The sequence below is a fragment of the Leisingera sp. ABM4_101 genome (genome assembly GCF_056158725.1).
This window is the reverse complement of record NZ_JBSWTV010000002.1, coordinates 3,919,869-3,940,520: the sequence shown is the minus strand read 5'-3', so window position 1 is coordinate 3,940,520 and position 20,652 is coordinate 3,919,869. Positions and strand designations below refer to the sequence as shown.

The following is a 20,652-nucleotide window of genomic DNA, read 5'->3' as shown; positions in this document are numbered from 1 at the left end:
CGGGGGTGTCAGCCCCCTTTGCCAAACAGCCGCCTCAGTCTGCCGAACTGGCTGAGGCCGAGGCCGCCGAGGATCATCACCATTGCCAGCAGCATCGAAGGCGGCAGTTCCTCACCCAGGAAAACGGCTCCCAGTACCACCGCCCAAACCGGCACCTGGTAGTTGGTGAGGGTCATGAAGGTGGGGCCTGCCTCGCGCACCACAATGACGCGCAAGAGGTTGGCGGCGGCTGTTGGGATCAGGCCGAGGACGGCGGCAATCAGCAGCGTCTTGGTATCCGGCATCACCGGCGGCCCTTCGGTAAGCCAGGCCGCCGGGAAGATGATGAAGCAGCCGATCACCAGAAAAACGGCCGCCAGTCCCACGGGGTCTGCTGGCGGCAGGCGGCGGGTCAGGATCGAGCTGACCGAGTAGCAGGCCGCCGCTGACAGGCAGGCGGCGCGGCCATAGGATTCGAGCGCCGCACCGCTGCTTTCAAATGCCTTGCCGCCGATCAGCAGGGCGACGCCAGCGAAACCGATGCAGAAACCGATGAGGCGGCGCAGGGTCATTTGTTCGCCCGGTACAAAGACATGCGCCAAGGGCAGCACCATCAGCGGGATTGCCGCCATGCTGACGCCGGTAAAGCCGGAGGAGACATGCTGCTGCCCCCAGGAGATCAGCATGAAGGGCAGGGCGGTGCTGAGGATGCCGATGAGGATCAGCGAGGGCCAGTTGGTTTCAGCCTTGAACAGCTTGAACCCGCGCCAGCCCCAGACCGCGCAGAGCAGCAGCGCGGCAAATCCGATCCTTCCGGCGGCGAGCCAGAACGGGGTGATGCCATCGAGGGCCAGCTTGATCAGCAGAAAGGTTGCACCCCAGACAAAGCCCAGGGTGGCGATCATCAGCCAGTAGCGCGGAGCGATATCGGGCATGGGTGCCTCTTGCCGGTTCACCGCGCGACAAGACCCCGCCGGGCGGGCGGGGTCAATGGCAATTGCTTTGTTATCGATCGAACGGTTTGCGGTTCACGCCGCGCGCGGGTGGCGGCTGCGGCTGAGCAGCAGGCCGCCGAGGATCAGCGCCAGGGCGGCAAACAGCTGCGGCGGCAGGGTTTCCCCAAGGAGGGCCGCGCCGAAGATCACCGACCAGACCGGCACCTGGTAGTTCACGGTGGACAGGAAGGCAGGTCCTGCGCTGCGGGCGACCTGGACCAGCAGCACCTGCGCCAGCGCTGTTGGCAGCAGGCCGAGGTAGATGACGGCGCCGAGCGCCAGACCAGCGGGCAGTTCGGGCACGCCTTCGGCCCAAAGCGCGGCGGGGGTCATCATCGCGGCGCCGCACAGGAGCGCCGCGGCGGAGAGAGACAGCATGTTCACCTGCGGGCAAAGCCGGGTAATGATCGAGCCGATGGCATAGCAGAGCGAGGCGCCGAGGCAGGCGAGGCGGGCCAGCGATTCAAAATCCGTGCCGGCAGAGCGGAAAGCATCAAGCCCGATCAGCACCACTACACCGGCAAAACCGATGAGGAAGCTGATGGCGCGGCGCAGGGTCATGTGCTCGCCCGGCACCAGCACATGCGCCAGCGGCAGCACAAACAGCGGCACCACCGCCATGCAGACCCCGGCAAAGCCGCTGGCCACATAAGTCTGCCCCCAGCTGAGCAGGGTGAAGGGCAGGGCGTTGGTAAAGAACCCCATGCCAAGGGCGCAGGCCCAGATGATGCGGCCGTCGCGTGAGCGCGGGGAGGGCAGGCCAATGCCCATCGCATAGACCACGCCCAGGAGGCACAGCGCGCCGATCGAGATCCTGAGCGCGGCGATGGTCATCGGCGGGAAGCCTCGCAGCGCCAGTGACACCGCCATGAAAGAGGCGCCCCAGATCACGCCGAGAAACAAAAGCTTGGCCCAATTGGCGGCACCGGGGGAGTCTGGCATATCTTCCTCCTTGCAATAACGTCACGCGTCAGAAGCTGAGGGCAGCGCCTGACCCTGGGTGGGTGCGAAGCGCCCTCCCGTAGGGAGGGGCGGGCGCGGCTCGGCCTATCGGCCGGGCGGCAGGGTCATTGAATGGCTTTCTGAAGAAAAAGGGCGCCCCGAGATGGAGCGCCCTGCAGAGGAAAAGGCTGCGGAAAATTCCGCGGGCGCCTTAGTTCTTTTCTTTGTCGACCATCTTGCCGGCCGAGATCCAGGGCATCATGCCGCGCAGCTTGGCGCCGGTCTCTTCGATCAGATGCTCGTCGTTGGCACGGCGGGAGGCTTTCAGGGTCGGCTGGCCAACCTGGTTCTCCAGCATGAAGTCGCGCACGAATTTGCCCTGCTGGATGTCTTCCAGAACCGCTTTCATGCGGGCTTTGGTTTCGTCGTACTTCAGGATGCGCGGGCCGGTGACGTACTGGCCGTACTCGGCGGTGTTGGAGATCGAGTAGTCCATGTTGGCGATGCCGCCTTCATAGATCAGGTCAACGATCAGCTTCACTTCGTGCAGGCATTCGAAGTAGGCCATTTCCGGGGCATAGCCGGCTTCGACCAGGGTCTCGAAACCGCAGCGGATCAGTTCAACCAGGCCGCCGCAGAGAACTGCCTGCTCGCCGAACAGGTCGGTTTCGCATTCTTCGCGGAAGTTGGTTTCAATGATGCCGGAGCGGCCGCCGCCGATGGCGGAGCAGTAGGACAGGCCGGTTTCCAGCGCTTTGCCGGTGGCGTCGGTGTGAACCGCAACCAGGCAGGGCACGCCGCCGCCTTTGGTGTATTCGCCGCGCACGGTGTGGCCCGGGCCTTTGGGCGCCATCATGATGACGTCGACGCCTTCTTTCGGCTCAATCAGGCCGAAGTGCACGTTCAGGCCGTGGGCGAATGCGATGGCGGCACCCGGACGGATGTTGTCGTGGACGTATTTCTTGTAGGTCTCAGCCTGCAGTTCGTCGGGCATGGTGAACATGATCACGTCGCACCAGGCGGCCGCTTCTGCGATGCCCATGACCTGCAGGCCTTCGCCTTCGGCTTTCTTGGCGGAGGGGGAGCCTTCGCGCAGAGCAACGACAAGGTTCTTGGCACCGCTGTCGCGCAGGTTCAGCGCGTGGGCGTGGCCCTGGGAGCCATAGCCCAGGATGGCCACTTTCTTGTCCTTGATCAGGTTCACATCGCAATCGCGGTCGTAATAAACGCGCATGATCCACGTCCTTTCGTTTGGTGTTTGAGGGCATCATAGGCATGTGGGCGGGGAAGGCGATTGCTGTTGCGCGATAATATCGCAGTATTATCGCGGTAGTTATTCGCGATTTTGCGTGATAGTGATGAAGTCATGCTTGATGACCTCGACCGGCGCATTCTGCGCTACATGCAAAGCGACCCGGAGCAATCGATTCCGGATCTGGCCGAACGGCTGGGCCTCAGCGCCTCGCGCCTGTCGCGGCGGCTGGAGAAGCTGCGCGAGAGCGGCGTGATCCTGGGCCAGCGGGCGGTGATCGACTGGCGGGCCTTGGGCTATGAGGTCGAGGTCTCGCTGCGGGTCACCCTGGACAAAACCAATCCGCGCGCCTTTGACGAGTTCATCGAGGCGGCCCGCACCATCGCCGAGGTGATCGAAATCCAGACTTTTCTGGGGCAGGTGGATGTGCGGCTTTCGGTGATTGCGCGCGACATGCCGCATTACCAGCAGATCTACCGCGCCGCCATTTTGAACCTGCCGCATATCACTGACATCGAGGCGCTGATGCATGTGGCGCGGATCAAGTCGGACGAGGTGCTGCCGGTATGAACGCGCTGGACGATCTTGATTTTACCATTCTGCGGGCACTGTCCGAGGATGCGACCCTGTCGGCAGGGGCGCTGGGGCGGCAATTGGGCCTCAGCCAGCCCGCCACCTGGCGGCGGATCAAGCGGCTGCAGGAGGCGGGCATCATCGCGGGCCGCAAGCTGGATCTCGACAAGGAGAAGCTGGGGTTCGGCGTGACCGTCTTTCTGGGGGTGAAACTGGCCACCAAGGGGCGGGTCTCACTGGAGGATTTTGAACGCGCGGTGTCCGCCATTCCCGAGGTGCAGACGGTGGAGCATGTGCTGGGCATGTATGATTACCGCCTGCGGGTGACGGCGCGGGATATCTCCGACTTTGAGCGCGTTTTGCGGCGCCGGGTGATGACATTGCCGGGAGTGGGGAATGTCGAGGCCAATGTGCTCCTTAGCGAGGAGCGGCGGCCCGGGCCATTGGGCTGACGTTTGTTTCCGATGCGAAACACCCTTGGCGCAAATTCACCTGCATTCTGTCGCCCATGGGCTGTCTTTTATCCGTGCCTTCGCCAGTATCGCCCCTCGGAGGACGGCTGCCGGATGTATGCCATGGTAGGCTTTGCCAAACCGCGCGGCACCGGCTAGCCGTAGGATGAGGAATTTTAGGGAGGCCAAGATGGCACTGCTCGAGACCGTCGACCCGCAGGGTCTGGATGAATTTTCGGTGGTTTTCACCGACCGCTCGCTGAATCACATGTCCAAGACTTTCCAGCAGGTGATGCTGGACATCAACGGGATGCTGAAAGAGGTTTATAACGCCGAAGCGGTGGCATTGGTGCCGGGCGGCGGGACCTATGCGATGGAGGCGGTTGCCCGCCAGTTTGCCCGTGGGGCCAATGCGCTGGTCGTGCGCAATGGCTGGTTCTCCTACCGCTGGAGCCAGATCTTTGAGGCCGGCGGTTTCACCGCATCCTCCACCGTGATGAAGGCGCGCCGCACCGGCAATGAAAGCGCTTCGCCGTTTGAGCCGGCGCCGATTGCCGACGTGGTGGCTGCGATTCACGAGCAGAAGCCCGACATCGTTTTTGCCCCGCATGTGGAAACCGCAGCCGGTGTGATCCTGCCCGACGATTACGTGACCACGATGGCCGCAGCCGCGCATGAGGTCGGCGCGCTGATGGTGTTGGACTGCATCGCGTCGGGCTGCGCCTGGATCGACATGAAGGCGACCGGCGTCGATGTGCTGATTTCCGCCCCGCAAAAGGGCTGGAGCGCCTCGCCGTCCGCGGGTCTGGTGATGTTCTCTGAGAAGGCGCTGGCGCGGCTGGAAGAGACCACCTCCGACAGCTTTGCCATCAACCTGAAACAGTGGCGCACCATCATGAAGGCGTATGAGGATGGCGGCCACGCCTATCACGCCACCATGCCGACGGACGCGCTGAAGGCCTTCCGCGACACCATGCTGGAGACCAAGGAATACGGGTTCGATAAGCTGCGCGATGCGCAATGGGCGCTGGGCAATGGCGTGCGGGCGATGCTGAAGGAAAAGGGCATCACCTCCGTGGCTGCCGAGGGCTTTGGCGCGCCGGGCGTGGTGGTGAGCTATACCACCGATCCGGAGGTGCAGAACGGCAAGAAGTTCCTCGCACTTGGCACCCAGATCGCGGCAGGCGTGCCGCTGCAATGCGATGAGCCTGCGGACTTCCGCACCTTCCGTCTGGGCCTGTTCGGTCTCGACAAACTCTATGACGTCGACGCCACCATTGCCCGGCTGAAAACCGTCGTGGATCAGGTGCTCTAAGCCCTTCCCGGGCGGGAAGCCGCCCGGATTCGCTCTTCTTCTGGCTGAAAATATCCCCGCCGGAGGCAGCGGCTTTCCCTTTGGGAAAGCCGCTTTTCTTATTTAACCCCCAGCCCCATCTGCATCAGGGTCTTGCGCACCGGCGCCAGCGAATAAAGCGCATTGAGGCCAATAGCGCGCAGGTCGCGCAAGGGGCGCGGCGCCAGCATCGAGGTGCGATTGAGCAGGTCGATGCCCTTCACCCGCAGCATGATCTCGCTGTGGCGGGCCTTGTGATAGGCGGCCAGCATCTGCGCGTCCCCCAGGCCTTCGGGGCGGGTCTCGGCCAGTTCCAGCAGGCTGCGCAGATCACCCAGCGACATGTTCAAACCTTGCGCGCCGATTGGCGGCACCACATGGGCGGCTTCGGCCATCAGCGCCAGGCGCTCGCCGTTGAGCCGCTCTGCCGACTGGCTGATGATCGGCCAGATGGTCCGGCGCGAGGCTAGTTTCAGGTCGCCGAACAGCCCGCAGCTGCGCTCGGTCATGGCGGCTTCAAAGGCGGCGGGGGCCAGGTTCAGCAGCTCCTGCGCCCGCGGGCCCCGCTCCATCCAGACAATCGCTGAGGAGGGCTGGCCCTGGTAGTCGGGCAGCGGCACCAGCGTGAAGGGGCCGCCGGAGCGGTGGATCTCGGTGGAGACGTTTTCATGCGGCACCGGATGGGTGACGGCAAAGGCCAGCGCCTTCTGGCCATAGCGCGTGGTCTTGACCGGGATGCCCGCAGCCGCGCGCATCGGCGAGTTGCGGCCGTCGCAAGCGACCACCAGTTTCGCGGTCACCTGGCTGCCGCCGCTGAGGCTGACGCGTGCCTCATCGGTGCGGGTGAACAGGCCCGTGGTGCCGGTGCCAAAGCGCAGGTCCACGTTCGGCAGCTCTGCCAACCGGGCAATCATCTCCCGCCGCAAGAGCCAGTTGGGCAGGTTCCAGCCAAACGGCTGTTCAGAGATGTCAGCGGCGTTGAAATCCTTGACCACCCGCGGCTCGGGCCGGGCGCCGCCGGCATCGACGATGCGCATGATCTGCAAGGGGGCGGCGTGCTCTGCCAGCCGGGCCCAGATGCCACAGCGCTCCAGCAGGGCTTGCGCAGGCTGCAGGAAGGCGGTGGTGCGCAGGTCGGAGCCTTCGGCGTCGCGCTCGGTCACCGGCGGGGCCGGGTCGGCGCAGATCACGCTGAAGCCTTGGGAAGCAAAAGCGGCGGCTGCGGCCAATCCCGCAATGCCGCCGCCGGAAATCAGGATGTCGCAGGTATCGGCCATGGTCTCAGCCCTCCGTCTCTTGGCTCAGAGATAGGCCCGGGGGCAGGGGGAAGACAAGCCGATACCGGCAGATACGGCTTTTAGCCGCGGGTGATGGTGATCAGCAGGATGAACATCACCGGCACCATGCACAGGGCGGGGATGTAAAGACCCGGAAGGCCGAACAGCAGGATTGCGCAGCCCCAGGCGCTGACCAGGGTTGCCAGCGCGTAATAGAGGTTCTCCTCCGGGCCATAGGCGACCTCCTTGATCATCCGTCCCAGCAGCGGCACGGCAAACAGGATTCGCTGCCACAGCGTCAGGCGGGCGGGAAGGGCATATGCGCTCATCGGTCAGGCTCCATCAGTTCGTTTCGCGGCGCATATATGCAGGAAAAGATACGGCAAACAGGTATATTTTGCCGCAGTTGCAAAGATTTGCCGGCATGCGTTTGTACACATTCTGCAATGCGGCAAACCGCGCCTGAAAAGCGTCCGGCGGGCAGCTTGGGATCAGGTCAGGGAAGACAGAAAACCGGCCAAGTCATCAGAGTGGTGATGGATGTGTTCCGCCTGAACCGGCTGCGGCGCCACGTGAACGGTGCGCATACCCATGTCGTGCGGCGCCGCCAGGTTGCGCGGGTCATCCTCGAACATGGCAGCCTGCTGAGGGATCACACCGGCGCGGGAAAAGATCCTGTCAAAGGCGCGGCGTTCCGGTTTGGGATGGTAATCGGCATGCTCGACACCGTAGACATCATCGAAAGGGCCGGACAGCCCGCGCGCTGCCAGCACCCGCTCGGCATAGGGGGCGGAGCCGTTGGTGTAGACGATCTTCTTTCCCGGCAGGTTGCGGATCGCCGTAGCCAAGGGTTCGTCTTCTTCCAGGTGGTCCATTGAGATGTCATGCACCGCGACCAGATAGGGAGCCGGGTCCAAGTCATGCTCGCGCATCAGTCCGGCAAGAGTTGTGCCATGCTCGCGCCAGTAGTGGCTGCGCAGCCGGTCGGCCTCTGCCCGCTCAACGCCCAAGGCCTCCATCACGTAAGCCGTCATCTTGACCTCAATCTGGTCGAACAGGCGCGCCGACGGGTGGTACAGCGTGTTGTCGAGGTCGAACACCCATTGGGTGACATGGGAAAAAGCATGTTTTGGCATGAGGCCCAAGTAGGCACCCCTGGCCGCATTTGCAATCAAAAGCGCATTTTGCCCGCAGGATTGAGATACATTAGCGCCATCAGGGTTGATTGCCGCCCAGCGGGCTGTAGAGATTGGCGGACCGGTAAAGACAGGAACAACTATGAGCCAGAACCGCAGCAACCAGAAAGATGCCTATGCGCTGATCCTCGAAGCGATTGACGTTGGCGTTTACAAGCCGGGCGACCGGCTGGTCGAAAGCGATCTGGCCGAGCGTTTCGGCGTTTCACGCACCCCGATCCGCGAGGCGCTGCAGCGGCTGGAGACGCAATCCTTGCTGGAGCGTGACGGACGGTCGCTGATCGTGGCCTCGCTGGACCATAACCAAATGGCGGAACTCTATGTCGTCCGGCGCGAGCTGGAAGGGCTGGCAGCGCGGCTGGCGGCGCGCCATGCCACCGAGGAAGAGATCAAGGTGCTGAGGGAGATGGTCGAAGCGGACAATGAGCTTGTTGGTGATCCTGCGGCGTTGTCCAAGGCCAACCGGCGCTTTCACGAGCAAATCCATCTGGCTTCGCACAACCGCTATCTGGTGCAGCAGCTGGATCTGGTGCACCGGACCATGGCGCTGATGGCGACCACTTCGCTTGCTGCCGAGGGGCGCAGCGAAATCGCCCAGTCGGAGCATAAGGGCATTGTAGATGCCATCAGCCGCCGTGACGAGGACGCGGCCGGCGACGCGCTGAAAGAGCATATCTCGATTGCCTTCATGACCCGGTTGAAGCAGGACGCCAGCGGGCGGGGATGATGCGGCGGCGGCGGCCCTGCGGGGGCTTTACCCCATGTGCCGTCTTGTCGCAGAAAAACGGGCGGGCCAGCAGCTCGTAGGCCGCCTTGGCCACCGCAACGGCGCCCATCGGGAAGTACAGGATCATCACCGGCGCCCAGACCGCCAGCCATGGGCGCCCCATTGCAGCGGCTGCGGTGGCGCTGATCACAAGGCCCAGCAGCTCAAAGAAGACCAGAGCCGCGGCGGCCAGTGACAGCAGCATAGGGGGCACAATACCCGCACTGGGATGCGGCAGGCCCAGTGCGACCAGCCAGAAGCTCCACAACAGCGGGGCAAACAGGAATTGCCCGATGGTGCCCAGGAAAAAGGCCTGAAAGCCGAAGAAGCGTTTCCAGCCAAGCTCCTTCAGCAGCTGAAGCGGCTGACGCATGTGGACCAGATAAGTCACCATAAAGCCCTTGAGCCAGCGGGAGCGCTGCTTAACCCACGGCCAGGGGCGGCAATTGGCCTCCTCGTAGGTTGTGCTGGGCAGCATTTCGGTGCGGTATCCGGCACGGTAGAGGCGGACCCCCAGGTCAGCATCCTCAGTAACGTTATGGGCATCCCAGCCGCCGAGTTCCTCCAGCACCTTCCGGCGGATGAACATGGTCGTGCCGCCCAGGGGCACCACCAGGCCGAGCCGGGCAAGGCCATGCAGCACGACGCGGAACCAGCTGCCGTATTCCAGCGTGAAGCAGCGGGAAATCCAGTTGGTGCGGGGGTTATAATAATCGAGCACCCCCTGGAAACACGCTGTTCTGCTGCCGGCCCGGGCAAAGGCCTGCGCGGCCTGATCCAGCTGGTCTGGAAGAGGGGCATCTTCTGCGTCCCAGACCCCGATGATATCGCCCCGGCAGAAGTTCAATGCATAGTTCATCGCCCGCGGCTTGGTGGTCAGCCCGCCGCAAGCGGGCACTTCCACAACTCGGATCCAGGGGGGCAGGCGGGTCTTTGCCAGGGCGCTGCGGGTAACGGTGTCATGCTGTTCCAGCACTAGGATCACATCCGTCAGCGCACGCGGGTAGCGCAGTTTGCGGATGCGGGTGAGCAGCGCCCGGCTGATTTCGGCCTCTTTGTAAAGCGGGACGAGCATGGATATGACCGGACGCTTCTGCAGAGCCGGCTGGTGTGTCTGCCGCTGCCGCTCTAACAGGCGGCGGCGGCGGGCGCGGGAGGTCCAATAGGCTGCCAGCCCGAAAAGCTTCAGCGCAGTGAACAGGAGCACCGACAGAAGTGCCATCAGGCAGAGCGCCGAAAAGACCGCTGCGGGCGCCGCCCAGCAGATCCAGAGCCCGGGCAGTGCACAGGCCGAAAATACTGCGCGTGACCTGGCGGGCTCAAGCGTCCGGCAGCTGAGCCGGGGCACCACACTGCAGTTCGCCTGGTGTGCCAGGTCCGGGCTGAAATGCTCTGTCAGCAGGCTTGTGATCTGGCCTTCGCTGGCCAGAACCGGAGTGATCTGGCCGAATGCGGCCTGCAGTTCGTGCTTCAGCGCATCAAAGCGGTCGGGATGGGCGATTGCAATGGTGACCGTCTGCCCAAACTGCATCCATGGCACAGCGCAGTGGCGAAGCCAGAATTGCGCGGGTTTACGGGCCAGCAGCCGGGCGTTGGGCATCTGGCCTGCCAGATCTGCCCGTTGCATTCTGTATTGGCGGGCGAGGGTGTCCTGGACCTGTGCCTCGCTGGCGAGGCCCTCTGCCACCAGCACGCGGCCTAATGCCGCTTTTTGATGCTGCCGCAAAACCAGGGCTTTCATCATGCTGCCGCCGTCCACAGGCCGGCTTCGCCCGCCGGCAAGGCCGGTGGCGCGTGAGGGTGGTGCCTGGCAGGCTGCGGCTGGCTGGCCTGCCGCAGCGGTTTTGACATAAAGCTCATCGTCAGCCCGCAGCAATTTCAGCAGAGACTGTCAGGCTGGCTGCGCTGGCTTAAGAAAGGGTGAATGCGGCATTAACCATGCCGCTTGCCGGCATGGTTAACAGCTTTTTTACGCGGATTTACGATCGGCCATGGCCTCGGCGAAACGCTCGAACAGGTAGAAGCTGTCCTGCGGGCCAGGGCTGGCCTCGGGATGGTGCTGGACAGAGAACACCGGCTTGCCGGAAATGCGGATGCCGCAGTTGGAACCGTCGAACAGCGACACATGCAATTCCTCGACCCCTTCCGGCAGGGTTTGTGCGTCGACCGCAAAGCCGTGGTTCATCGAGGTGATCTCTACCTTGCCGGTGGAATGCTCCTTGACCGGATGGTTGGCGCCATGGTGGCCGTGGTTCATCTTGACGGTCTTGGCACCCAGCGCCAGCGCCAGCATCTGATGGCCGAGGCAGATGCCAAAGACCGGCAGGTCTGCCTTCAGGACTTCCTGGATCATCGGCACCGCGTATTCGCCGGTGGCTGCCGGGTCGCCGGGGCCGTTGGACAGGAAAACGCCGTCGGGGTTGTGCGCCAGCACTTCCTCGGCCGTCGCAGTGGCGGGCAGCACGGTCACGTCGCATCCCGCGCTGGCCAGGCAGCGCAGGATGTTGCGCTTGGCGCCATAGTCAACGGCGACAACTTTGTGCGCAGGCGCCTCCTGGCGGGAATATCCGTCCGGCCAGGCCCAGCGCATTTCGTCCCAGCGGTAGCTTTGCGCGCAGGTCACGTCCTTGGCCAGGTCCAGGCCGACCAGGCCGGACCATTCGCGGGCCTTGGCAACCAGCGCCTCAACGTCGAAGTTGCCCTCAGGGTCATGGGCCAGCGCCACATGCGGCGCGCCCTGCTGGCGGATCGCACGGGTCAGGCGGCGGGTATCGACGCCGCCAATGGCGATGCGGCCGGTGCGGGTGAGCCAGTCCTTCAGCTCTTCCGTTGCGCGCCAGTTGGAGGCCAGCGTCGGATCCCATTTCACCACCATGCCTGCTGCAACCGGATCGCCGGTTTCGTCATCCTCAGGCGTAACGCCGGTGTTGCCGATGTGGGGGAAGGTGAAGGTGACGATCTGGCCGGCATAGGAGGGATCGGTCATGATCTCCTGATAGCCGGTCATCGCGGTGTTGAAGCAGAGCTCGGCCACGGTGTCGCCGGTCGCGCCGAAACCGGTGCCGTAAAAGACGGTGCCATCAGCGAGCGCCAGGCATGCGGTGGGCTTGGTCGGGGCGGAAGCGGCCATTGCGCGAGTCTCCATGCGGGTAAAATTCATGGGCTTGTAAGGGGGGCGCGGCAGCGGGTCAAGCCTGCAAGAGGCGGGCAGGCTGACGCCGGGTCCGGAATTGAAAATTTACTGTAAACTTGCACAGCGGCGGCAGAATGGATAACCATCGGTGTCCGGCAACCACAAGGATGCTTTTGCACATGGATACGCGCACACGGGTCAATCAGGCTCTGAAGCAGGCGATGAAAGACAAGGCCGCTGAGCGGCTGGCCACGCTGCGGCTGATCAACGCCGCCATCAAGGACCGGGAGATCGCAGCCCGGGCCGATGGTGAGGAAACCAGCATCGGTGACGAGGAAATCCTTGCGATTCTGGGCAAGATGACCAAGCAGCGCAACGAAAGCGCGCGCGCCTATGAGGAAGGCGGGCGGCTGGATCTGGCGGAGCGGGAGCTGGGCGAGATCAGTGTGATCGAGGAGTTCCTGCCGCAGCAGCTGAGCGAGGAGGAGGTCGCAGAGGCGATCTCTGCAGCGGTGGCGGAAACCGGTGCCGAATTGATTCGCGACATGGGCAAGGTGATGGGCGCGCTGAAGGCGAAATACACCGGCCAGATGGATTTCGGCAAGGCGGGTCCGATGGTGAAGGATCAGCTCTGCAGCAAGGGCGATTGCTGATATGCGGCTGCCGGGGCTGATACCGCGCTGGCGCGCGGTGCCTGCGGCGCGAGTATTTTAGACCAGAAAGAAGCTTGAAGGTCCGCGTCTGCGGGCCTTTTTGTTTGCCGCTCAGCGGGCAAAGGCGGATTTGAGGTCGCCGTAGAGCGCCAGCCGCTCATCCTCGGACAGGAAGGCGCCGATCTCCACTTCGCGGCCGCCGCCCTGCAGGGTGACATAGTGGGGGACCGGGCCGTCGTCGTCATGCATTTCGACGCGGGTCCAGTAGCGGTTGCACTGCCAGCTTTGGCGGTGGCCGTCGGGGTTGAAGCGCTCCAGCCTGGCGTCTTCGGGGCCGATTGTGAGAACTTCCAAAATTTGGTGGTCGCGGCGGCTGCGGTCCAGCGCCCATTTCATGCCGAACAGGGTGAGCAGCAGGAACGGCAAGAGCCCCCACAGCAGGAACGAGCCGAGCACCGGCACCAGCGGCACGCAAATCAATGCCGCAGTCAGGCCCAGGAAGCGCGCATAGCCTTTGGGCGGCAGCGACTGATGCGGCCAGAGGTGCATTTCGCGCTCGGCGCCATTGTGCGGTCGGGTCCAGTTGTAGGGCATCGCATCTGGCCTGTTGCGGTCGTGGGGTCACACTAAAAGATGTGCTGGAAAAGCGGAATTTCCACTGCGGGTTTTCCGCGCAGGCTTTCAAGAAAAAGGCCCCGGCGCATCTGCTCCGGGGCCTTTCGGTGTTCAGGGGCTAGAGCCGCTTAGTGCGAATGCGAGCGGTCCCAGTCTTCCTGCTTGGGCAGGATTTCAAAGGTGTGCTCCGGCGGCGGAGAGGGCAGGGTCCACTCCAGAGTGTCCGCGTATTCGTTCCAGTAGTTGTTCTGGGTGACGCGGGCGCCGCGCAGCAGCGAATAGATCACCACGCCGAAGAACAGCAGGAAGGAAGCGAAGGAGATGAACGCGCCGTAGGAGGAGATCTTGTTCCAGTAGGCAAAACCTTCCGGGTAGTCGATATAGCGGCGCGGCATGCCCTGGCGGCCCAGGAAGTGCTGCGGGAAGAAGGTCAGGTTGGCGCCGATGAAGAACATCCAGAAATGGATCTGTGCGCCCAGCTCGTTGTACTGGCGGCCTGTCATCTTACCGAAGTAGAAGTAGATGCCTGCGAAGATCGCGAAGACGGCACCCAGGGACATAACGTAGTGGAAGTGGGCAACCACGTAGTAGGTGTCGTGGTAAGCACGGTCCACGGAAGCCTGCGACAGCACCACACCCGTCACACCGCCGACGGTGAACAGGAACAGGAAGCCGAAGGCAAACATCATCGGTGCTTTGAACTCGATGGAGCCGCCCCACATGGTGGCGATCCAGGAGAACACCTTAACCCCGGTAGGCACGGCGATCACCATGGTGGCCAGCATGAAGTAGGCCTGCTGGTTCAGCGACATGCCGACGGTGTACATGTGGTGCGCCCAGACGACAAAGCCCAGCACGCCGATGGCGATGATCGCCCAGACCATCGGCAGGTAGCCGAAGACCGGTTTGCGCGCAAAGGTGGCGATGACGTGGGAGATGATGCCGAAGCCGGGCAGGATCACGATGTACACTTCCGGGTGGCCGAAGAACCACAGGATGTGCTGGTACAGGATCGGGTCGCCGCCGCCGGCTGCATCAAAGAAGGTGAAGCCGAAGTTGCGGTCCATCAGCAGCATGGTGATGGCGCCGGCCAGAACCGGCAGCGACAGAAGGATCAGCCAGGAGGTGACGAAGATCGACCAGGAGAACAGCGGCACTTTGAACAGAGTCATGCCCGGTGCGCGCATGTTCAGGAAGGTGGTGATCATGTTAATCGCACCCAGGATCGACGACGCGCCCGAGACGTGCACGGCGAAGATTGCCAGATCCATCGAGTAGCCGCCCTCGTTCACGGACAGCGGCGGGTACAGAACCCAGCCGACGCCGGAACCCAGCTGGTCATTGCCGCCCGGGGAGACAACCGAGAGGACCGCCAGCGAGGTGCCTGCAACATACATCCAGAACGACAGGTTGTTCATCCGCGGGAACGCCATGTCCGGCGCGCCGATCTGCAGCGGCATGAAATAGTTGCCGAAACCGCCGAACAGAGCCGGAATCACCACGAAGAACATCATCAGGATGCCGTGGGCAGTGATCATCACGTTCCAGAGATGGCCGTTCGGGGTACATTCCGCAGAGGCGTCTGCGAACAGGCGCGCGCCTTCCAGGCACATGTACTGAACGCCAGGGTCCATCAGCTCCAGCCGCATGTAGACGGTGAAGATGACGGAGATGAGACCTGCAATCGCCGAAACGATCAGGTAAAGAATGCCGATATCCTTATGGTTCGTGCTCATGAACCAGCGGGTGAAAAAGCTCCGCTCGTCCTCGTGGCCGTGACCATGAATGGCTGCGTCTGCCATTTAGGTGCCTCCTGCTGCATAACGAAAGGCCCCCGGAGAGGGACTCCGGGCGGCCTGGATTCCTTTGGAGTATTAGAGCGGCGTGACGGGGCCTTCAATGGCGGAGTTTGATCTGGATCAAGATTTATTGCCGCAGGGGCTTGAATGCCATTTCGGCCGGGCGATGCTGCGTGCTTGACCTGGCCGCTGGGCGGGCGCACAACCGGGACAATGCGAGAACAGGAGGCCTGACTGATGCCTGATTATGATCCCGAAAACATCTTTGCCAAGCTTTTGCGGGGCGAGATTCCTTCAACCCGTGTTTATGAGGATGACGACACGCTGGCATTTATGGATATCATGCCGCGGTCCGACGGGCATTTGCTGGTTATTCCCAAGACCCCTTGCCGGAACGTGCTGGACGCAAGCCCTGAGCAGTTGTCGGCTGTGATGCGGACGGTGCAGAAACTGTCCCATGCGGTGATCAAGGCTTTCGGGGCGGACGGGGTCACTGTGCAGCAGTTCAATGAGGCGGCCGGCGGCCAGGAAGTTTTCCACCTGCATATGCATGTGCTGCCGCGCCATGAAGGCGACCGCTTGCGCCCGCCGGGCAAAATGGGGGACCTGGACGCAATCCAAGCGCAGGCAGAAAAAATCAGGGCTGCATTGGCCGGAGAGTGAACCGCGGCGGCTGGCCTGTCCATTTTGTTTCCTGAAAACACCGGCTGTGCGGCAGCCGGTGTTTCGCATATGAATTTGTGCATTAGAAATAGATGTTGAATTTTAGTTGAATTTGATCATAGCTGTTTCGCAAATTGGTTGTAGGTCAATGAGGGCGTGTGCGCCCGAGCGTATGGGACCCAAGAATTGGGGGAAGCCGGCACCGAATGCGGGCTTGATTGAAAGCAGCATCAGCCGGGTGTTTTCAGTTTACAGGCTGGCAGCCTGAAACAGGCGGGGCAAAAGCCCGCGCCAATTCCTATGCTTGCAAAGCGCGCATCGGCTCAGTTGACGCATAAGCAGTATTGGAGGGCGCGCAGTGACGCTCTTTTGCCGTACGCAGGCCTTGTCGCAGGATCAGGTCGCCGCAGCAATTTATGAAACCATGATCCGGGCGGAGCAGTTCGACCGGTTCCTGCCTGTATCGTCACCCGATGGCGGCAATGACGCCGGGCCGGAGAAATTTGGAGGACGGCAGCGGGCGCTGCCGCTCCTGCGGGCGCATTTTGCCCGGGCCGCAGAAATCCAGGAACAGCAATGGCAGCGGGACGGGCGGCCGCTGCCTGGCGCGTATTCCGGGGAGTGCTGCCGCTTTTGGTTGCTGGCGGGTACCGGGGGACGGCTTTTGAACGCGTCTCAGCGCGCCGCCCGCCAGATGGCTGCAGGCGGCGGGCTAACCTCGGCAATGGGGATGAGCAGGGCGGCGGCCGAACGCTGGGCCAATTTTCTGGAGCAGGTGCGGGATGGCGCCTTTACCCGCCGCGATGTCCTCGTTTTGGGGGCTGGCCGCTCCGGTGAGATGTTTCTCTGCCGGCCAGTTCCGCTCAGCGGCGGCAGCTGTCCGGAATATGCAGTCATGGCGGAGCGGCTGGATTGCGAATGGAGCGCCGGGGCGGCTGGCCTGCTCGCGGCGGCATTTGGCTTGCAATCCGGTGATCTGGACCAGGTCCGACAGGTGATGACCGGGACCGGCGGGCGGGCGCCCGCCAGCCTTGCTGCGGTTGCTGCCAGGGCAGGGGCTCCTGGCGTGGCTGAGCTGATCCGGCTGACTGCTTTTTTGATGAATGAACACGTCCGGGACCTGAAGATTGCCCGGGGAAACCTGATGCCGCCGGCCCAGGAGATCCAGGACAGCCGCGGGCGCCGCAGCCAGTACTTCCGTCTGGGTTCGGAAACCGGTCAGCCGGTAATTTTTGCGCATGGGATTCTGGACGGGATTGCACCGCTGCAGCGGCTGCAGCCGCAACTCCGGAACCTGGGGTTCCGGGTTTATGCGCCAATGCGTGCGGGTTACGGGCATTCGGACCCGCTGGAACGCGGCCAGGACCCGGCTGACGCTTTTGTGCAGCAGCTGGACGCCTTGATGTCGCACGAGAACCTGCAACGGCCCATTCTGCTCTGCCATCGAGGCGGTGCGCTTTACGGATGTGCTGCCGCCAACCGCTTGCATGACCGTATCGGGGGAATGGTTTCTGTGGCCTCAAATTGCGCCTTCAGCACGCCGCGGCAGTTTCCGGGGCTGAGCGGTTATGCCTGGCTGATCGCTTTTTCCGCGGCGCGCGCCCGCTGGCTGCTGCCGGTCTTGATGAAAGGCTGGTCCGCTGCGCTGCGTTGGTACGGCCATAAGGCTTTGCTGCAAATCCAGACCGTGCGCGGCAGCCGGGAGAGAAATAAGCTGGATCAGCTTGATGTGCTGCCGTTGCTGAAACAAAGCCAATTGCTGTTTCAGCAGCAGGGCGGAGCCGGCTTTAGGGCAGATGTGCAGATGATGCGGCAAGGCTACCAGAAAATGGCGCTGGCCCGGAACACACGGTCCGTCTTCGTTCATGGCGGCGAGGACCATGTGGCGCCACTTCCGCTGATCCGCGACGCGCTGGGCGGCCTGCAGAATGCGCAGCTTTGCGTCAGCCAGGAAGCGGGCGCCTTGGTGTTTTATACTTTTCCGGAACTGGTGCTGACCGCTCTGCAGGATTGTGCTGCCGCCAGAAACTGAGCTTAGCCCGCTTCGAAGATCTGTTCAAAGCTGCGTTTCAGGGCGACATCTACATCGGCCATGGTCACAGGCAGTCCCAAGTCGACCAGGCTGGTCACACCGTATTCTGTGATGCCGCAGGGCACGATGCCGCTGAAATGCTCCAGCGTTGGCTCCACGTTGATGGAAATGCCGTGAAAGCTCACCCATTTCCGCAATCGGATTCCGATGGCGGCAATTTTGTCTTCTGCAATGTGGCCGGCCGCAGTGCGTGCCTTGTCCGGGCGTTCAACCCAGACCCCGACCCGGCCTTCGCGAATATGGCCTGTGATATTGAATTCATCCAGGGCGGCGATCACCCAGGTTTCCAGCTGCTGCACAAAACGCCGCACGTCATGGCCGCGCCGGCCCACGTTCAGCATCACATAAACCACCCGCTGGCCCGGCCCGTGGTAGGTGTACTGACCGCCGCGTTTGCTCTCGTAAACCGGGAAGCGGTCCGGGTCGGTCAGGTCTTCGCGCCTTGCGGAGGTGCCAGCCGTGTAGAGCGGCGGATGTTCCACCAGCCATATGCATTCTTCCGCCGACCCGCCGGCGATTGCAGCGGCGCGCGCCTCCATGAAGGCAACCGCTTGATCATACTCAACAAGACCGTCTGATGTGATCCATTCTACCATGACCGCTGCCGTCCTTCTGCGTCTACCGGATAGATTTGCCGCGCCAGGGCCTTAAAACCCTAGGTGCAGACCCCTCCAGTGGAGTATCCTGATTCCATTGTTAGTATCCATAGGGGGCGAGTTTCATGATTGCCAAACCGCTCAAGCCGGCTTTGACGGCAATTTTTCTGGCAACTACGGCTGCAGGGCCGGCAGTTTCAAGCGATTTGGGGGCCGCAATTGTCGGCGGCGTCATTGGCGGTGTTATCGTCAATGAGGTCCACAAGAACAAGCAGCGCCAGCGCAGCACCACCTACCGCAGGGCCCCGGCCTATTCAGCCACCCGGGCAGAGAACCGGGAAACCCAGGTTGCGCTGAATTATTTCGGGTTCCCCGCCGGCACGCCGGACGGGGTGCTGGGGCGCCGGTCGCGCGCGGCCATTTCCCAGTATCAGATCCATATGGGCTATCCAGCCACTGGCCATTTGGCGCCATATGAGCGTAACTTCCTGGTCAGTTCCTATAACCGCGCGCAGATCGGCGGCCCGCAGGTGATCAAGGCAATGCAGGGCCCGCAGGGCGTGCGCGGCCTTCTGCATACCTGGCGTGACGAGGCCGCGGGCCTGCGTACTGCAGGCAGCGGGTATGGCGGCAACACCTATGGCGGCCTGCCGCCGGAAGTCAGCCATGCCGTCGACGAAGTGGCAGCAAGCTCTGAGCCGACCGGCGAGCAGCTTTTGCAGCGCACCGGCTTCATGCAGCTGGCGGACCTGAACGGCGACGGCCGCAATGACTATGTGCTGGATACTTCGGTTTCCGGCAGTTCATTCTGGTGCGGCGCTTCGAATTGCTCTGTGATGGTCTTTGCGTCGACGCCGCAGGGCTATCAGCGCAACGATTTTCTGGCCCGCAATGTGACACCTGCCAGCTTTGCCTGTCACCAAGGGACCTGCCGCATAGCGGACACGGCAGGAGATGCGCCGGTCCAGGCAACCCAGCAGAGCGGCGGCACAGTGGCAGCCTTTGCCAGCCAGGACAGCGCGTCGCTGGGCGGTATCACCCTGTTCGACCAGCCGGAGCAGAGCGCCTCATTGACCAGCTATTGCAGCAAGGTGAGCCTCCTGACCAGCTCTAACGGCGGTTTCACCACCGTGTCGAATATGACCGACCCGGAACTGGCGCTGGGCGAGCAGTTCTGCTTGGCCCGCACTTATGCGATCAATTCAGGCGAAACCCGCGCCGCAAAGGTCAAAGGGGCCTCTCAGGCGCAGATCGACAGCCAGTGCGATGCCTTCGGCCCGGCAGTGCAGCCTTTCCTTGCCAAGCTCGGCACTGCGGGCAGCGGCGAAGTGATGGGCGATGTTCAGAAGTTTGTCCTGCAATCCGGCATGTCGCTGGAGCAGCTGGCCAATACCGCTGGGATCTGCCTGTTCTCCGGCTACCGCCGCGATGACATGGATGTGGCGCTGGGGGCTGCCTTGATTCTGTCCGGCACCGGCCAGCGCCCCTATGCAGAGCTGATCGGCCATCACCTGGCGCTTGGCTTTGGTGTCCCAGCGCTGGCTGAGCGGGCGCAAGACTGGTACGGGATGGCGGTGATTTCGCTCGAAGGCGGCGCGGCGCCTGTCTTTGCCCCTGGCCAGCCTGACCGGGCGGAACTGATCAAGACTGCTTCGTCCAAGCTGGCAGGCGGCCGGGTTCAGCCCGTGCAGGCTTCCGGTGGTGCGGCATTGCCCTCGTTCTCGACCGACTGACCAAGGCGGATTGCGGGGCAAGGCCATTTGCCCTGGATCGTGAGCGGCTGGTTTCACGGCCAGCCGTCACCGGGCACAAAATGTTCAGGCCATGCGGATCATTGACTGACGGCATGGCCTGCCAGCGGCATCCCTGATTCTGGCCTGGGTCAGGACAGAAAGGGGGCCTGTCCAGATCCTGAACAGGCCAATTCGGAAAGCTGCTTTCCAGCGCTTTGCGACGGGTAAACGAAATGGGTTACTGGCTCAGCTGATCAAAGCACTCCATCGCTTTGGCCGCATACATCATTGCAGGGCCGCCGCCCATCTGAATGGACATTGCCAAAACATCACCAACTTCTGAGCGTGCGGCTCCCGATTTGACCAGCGCCTCAACATGCAAACCAATGCAATCTTCGCAGCGCAAAGCGACCGCGATACCAAGTGCCACGAATTCCTTGTGCTTGAATTCCAGAACACCGCCTTGTTTCACCGACTTGCCAAGGGCGCCGAAGGCCTGAGCTGTCTCTGGGATTGCGCCATTCAAATTGCGCAGGCCCTTGCGGGTGCCGTCCAGTTTGCCGTGCCAGTCCATTTACTGCTCCTTCCATACATATTCTAATT

The 20,652-nt window shown here is 62.7% G+C and carries 19 protein-coding genes and 1 pseudogene; 8 read left to right on the top strand and 12 right to left on the bottom strand.

What is annotated here, in order from left to right:
- Positions 1–8: 8 nt before the first annotated feature.
- From ACXAEK_RS20390 to ilvC, 3 genes are all read right to left on the bottom strand, one after another.
- Complete coding sequence (locus ACXAEK_RS20390) at positions 9–914, bottom strand: DMT family transporter (RefSeq protein ID WP_475044729.1); 906 nt, start codon at positions 912–914, stop codon at positions 9–11.
- A 93-nt stretch (positions 915–1,007) separates the two neighbouring features.
- A complete protein-coding gene (locus tag ACXAEK_RS20385; RefSeq protein WP_475044727.1) occupies positions 1,008–1,916 on the bottom strand; it encodes a DMT family transporter in 909 nt (302 codons plus the stop codon).
- Between the two features lie 211 nt (positions 1,917–2,127).
- A complete protein-coding gene (ilvC, locus tag ACXAEK_RS20380; RefSeq protein ID WP_019298383.1) occupies positions 2,128–3,150 on the bottom strand; it encodes a ketol-acid reductoisomerase in 1,023 nt (340 codons plus the stop codon).
- A gap of 132 nt (positions 3,151–3,282) precedes the next feature.
- Between ilvC and ACXAEK_RS20375 the strand changes: the two genes are divergently transcribed.
- From ACXAEK_RS20375 to ACXAEK_RS20365, 3 genes are all read left to right on the top strand, one after another.
- Positions 3,283–3,738, top strand: a complete 456-nt coding sequence (locus tag ACXAEK_RS20375; RefSeq protein ID WP_475044725.1) for an Lrp/AsnC family transcriptional regulator — start codon at positions 3,283–3,285, stop codon at positions 3,736–3,738.
- On the top strand, positions 3,735–4,193 hold the full coding sequence (locus ACXAEK_RS20370; RefSeq protein ID WP_475044724.1) for an Lrp/AsnC family transcriptional regulator: 459 nt from the start codon (positions 3,735–3,737) through the stop codon (positions 4,191–4,193). Before ACXAEK_RS20375 ends, ACXAEK_RS20370 begins: the two co-directional genes overlap by 4 nt.
- A 190-nt stretch (positions 4,194–4,383) precedes the next feature.
- Complete coding sequence (locus ACXAEK_RS20365) at positions 4,384–5,508, top strand: aminotransferase class V-fold PLP-dependent enzyme (RefSeq protein WP_475044722.1); 1,125 nt, start codon at positions 4,384–4,386, stop codon at positions 5,506–5,508.
- A 98-nt stretch (positions 5,509–5,606) separates the two neighbouring features.
- Here ACXAEK_RS20365 and ACXAEK_RS20360 read toward each other — a convergent pair whose 3' ends face one another.
- From ACXAEK_RS20360 to ACXAEK_RS20350, 3 genes are all read right to left on the bottom strand, one after another.
- Complete coding sequence (locus ACXAEK_RS20360) at positions 5,607–6,803, bottom strand: UbiH/UbiF family hydroxylase (RefSeq protein ID WP_475044721.1); 1,197 nt, start codon at positions 6,801–6,803, stop codon at positions 5,607–5,609.
- Between the two features lie 80 nt (positions 6,804–6,883).
- Positions 6,884–7,132, bottom strand: a complete 249-nt coding sequence (locus ACXAEK_RS20355) for a hypothetical protein (RefSeq protein WP_475044720.1) — start codon at positions 7,130–7,132, stop codon at positions 6,884–6,886.
- A gap of 162 nt (positions 7,133–7,294) precedes the next feature.
- Positions 7,295–7,939: a pyrimidine 5'-nucleotidase gene (locus ACXAEK_RS20350; protein WP_475044718.1), complete on the bottom strand. Its 645-nt coding sequence runs from the start codon at positions 7,937–7,939 to the stop codon at positions 7,295–7,297.
- A 142-nt stretch (positions 7,940–8,081) separates the two neighbouring features.
- Between ACXAEK_RS20350 and ACXAEK_RS20345 the strand changes: the two genes are divergently transcribed.
- On the top strand, positions 8,082–8,726 hold the full coding sequence (locus ACXAEK_RS20345) for a GntR family transcriptional regulator (protein WP_475044717.1): 645 nt from the start codon (positions 8,082–8,084) through the stop codon (positions 8,724–8,726).
- Here ACXAEK_RS20345 and ACXAEK_RS20340 read toward each other — a convergent pair.
- Together ACXAEK_RS20340 and carA are read right to left on the bottom strand one after the other, a co-directional pair.
- The gene (locus tag ACXAEK_RS20340; RefSeq protein WP_475044715.1) at positions 8,686–10,509 is read right to left on the bottom strand and encodes a glycosyltransferase; all 1,824 of its coding nucleotides are present in this window, start codon (positions 10,507–10,509) and stop codon (positions 8,686–8,688) included. The genes ACXAEK_RS20345 and ACXAEK_RS20340 overlap by 41 nt on opposite strands.
- A 225-nt stretch (positions 10,510–10,734) precedes the next feature.
- On the bottom strand, positions 10,735–11,895 hold the full coding sequence (carA, locus tag ACXAEK_RS20335; protein ID WP_475044714.1) for a glutamine-hydrolyzing carbamoyl-phosphate synthase small subunit: 1,161 nt from the start codon (positions 11,893–11,895) through the stop codon (positions 10,735–10,737).
- A 182-nt stretch (positions 11,896–12,077) separates the two neighbouring features.
- On the opposite strand from carA, the gene ACXAEK_RS20330 reads away from it, so the two are divergent.
- Positions 12,078–12,551, top strand: coding sequence for a GatB/YqeY domain-containing protein (locus ACXAEK_RS20330; RefSeq protein WP_475044712.1), 474 nt, complete (start codon positions 12,078–12,080; stop codon positions 12,549–12,551).
- Between the two features lie 111 nt (positions 12,552–12,662).
- On the opposite strand, the gene ACXAEK_RS20325 is transcribed toward ACXAEK_RS20330, so the two are convergent.
- Complete coding sequence (locus ACXAEK_RS20325; RefSeq protein WP_475044710.1) at positions 12,663–13,145, bottom strand: DUF2244 domain-containing protein; 483 nt, start codon at positions 13,143–13,145, stop codon at positions 12,663–12,665.
- 149 nt (positions 13,146–13,294) lie between these two features.
- Entirely contained in the window at positions 13,295–14,968 is a 1,674-nt protein-coding gene (gene ctaD / locus ACXAEK_RS20320) for a cytochrome c oxidase subunit I (protein ID WP_475044708.1), read from the bottom strand.
- Between the two features lie 234 nt (positions 14,969–15,202).
- On the opposite strand from ctaD, the gene ACXAEK_RS20315 reads away from it, so the two are divergent.
- Both ACXAEK_RS20315 and ACXAEK_RS20310 read left to right on the top strand, forming a co-directional pair.
- The gene (locus tag ACXAEK_RS20315; protein WP_475044706.1) at positions 15,203–15,628 is read left to right on the top strand and encodes an HIT family protein; all 426 of its coding nucleotides are present in this window, start codon (positions 15,203–15,205) and stop codon (positions 15,626–15,628) included.
- A gap of 358 nt (positions 15,629–15,986) precedes the next feature.
- Positions 15,987–17,660, top strand: coding sequence for an alpha/beta hydrolase (locus tag ACXAEK_RS20310; protein ID WP_475044704.1), 1,674 nt, complete (start codon positions 15,987–15,989; stop codon positions 17,658–17,660).
- A gap of 2 nt (positions 17,661–17,662) precedes the next feature.
- On the opposite strand, the pseudogene lipB reads toward ACXAEK_RS20310, so the two are convergent.
- A pseudogene (lipB, locus tag ACXAEK_RS20305) lies at positions 17,663–18,322 on the bottom strand (lipoyl(octanoyl) transferase LipB); the annotation flags it as partial.
- 119 nt (positions 18,323–18,441) lie between these two features.
- On the opposite strand from lipB, the gene ACXAEK_RS20300 reads away from it, so the two are divergent.
- Positions 18,442–20,049, top strand: coding sequence for a peptidoglycan-binding domain-containing protein (locus ACXAEK_RS20300; RefSeq protein ID WP_475044703.1), 1,608 nt, complete (start codon positions 18,442–18,444; stop codon positions 20,047–20,049).
- Between the two features lie 238 nt (positions 20,050–20,287).
- Here the strand turns inward: ACXAEK_RS20300 and ACXAEK_RS20295 are convergent, their stop codons facing one another.
- Positions 20,288–20,623: a carboxymuconolactone decarboxylase family protein gene (locus ACXAEK_RS20295; RefSeq protein WP_475044701.1), complete on the bottom strand. Its 336-nt coding sequence runs from the start codon at positions 20,621–20,623 to the stop codon at positions 20,288–20,290.
- Positions 20,624–20,652: the final 29 nt, after the last annotated feature.